The sequence below is a fragment of the Rhodococcus sp. P3_B8 genome, from assembly GCF_056402775.1.
Genome location: NZ_JBFUGT010000672.1, coordinates 1 through 849 on the forward strand (window position 1 = coordinate 1; position 849 = coordinate 849).

Genomic DNA, 849 nt, shown 5'->3' on the forward strand with positions numbered 1-849 from the left:
TTGAAGTCCTGCCTTCAGATCGTGCCCTCGCCGGTTCGGTTCGGAAGATAGATGATCGCTGCTGGGATGTCGTGCCGCAGAGCACTATTTTATTAGGTCGCCGAAACTTCTTCCGCCAGGCTGCCGAGGTATCTGTCGATGACGGACGGGGAAAGGAGGTAGTAAATGCTGCTGCTGGTGGGTGACGATTGGGCCGAGGATCATCACGATGTGGAATTGATGGATTCGTCGGGGCGCACACTGGCGAAATCCAGACTACCGGAAGGGAGTTCCGGAATCGCACGGCTGCACGCGCTGATCGCCGCACAGCTCGGCGACGACGCCGGCGACGACGCCGAGGTGCGGGTCGGGATCGAGACCGACCGTGGTCCGTGGGTGGCGGCGCTGAATGCAGCCGGCTACGTCGTGTATCCGRTCAACCCGTTGCAGGCGGCCCGGTACCGGCAACGCCATGCGGTGTCCGGTGCCAAGAGCGACGCCGCCGACGCACACTCGCTGGCCGACATGGTCCGCACCGACGCCCACCAGCTCCGCGCGATGGCCGGCGACAGCCCCGACGCCGAGGCGGTGAAAGTCGTTGCCCGCGCGCACAAGACGCTGATCTGGGAACGCACCCGTCAGACGCAGCGGCTGCGACACGCGTTGCGTGAGTACTTCCCGGCCGCGCTGGAAGCATTCGACGACCTCGACGCCGCCGATACCCTCGAACTGCTCGGCAAGGCCCCCGACCCGACCGCGGCGGCCCGGTTGAGCCGGGCCCAGATCTCGGCCGCCCTGCGCCGGGCCCGTCGCCGGGACATCGACACCAAGACCACCCGCATCCGGGCCGCGCTGCGCACCGAACAGCTC

The 849-nt window shown here is 67.0% G+C and carries 2 protein-coding genes; both read left to right on the forward strand.

The window, feature by feature from the left end:
• Nucleotides 1-185, forward strand: a 185-nt coding sequence (locus AC1D1G_RS45640; protein ID WP_477956992.1) for a hypothetical protein, incomplete at its 5' end; no start/stop codon positions are given.
• A partial coding sequence (locus AC1D1G_RS45645) for an IS110 family transposase (RefSeq protein ID WP_477956993.1) occupies nt 169-849 on the forward strand: 681 nt, incomplete at its 3' end. The genes AC1D1G_RS45640 and AC1D1G_RS45645, both read left to right, overlap by 17 nt.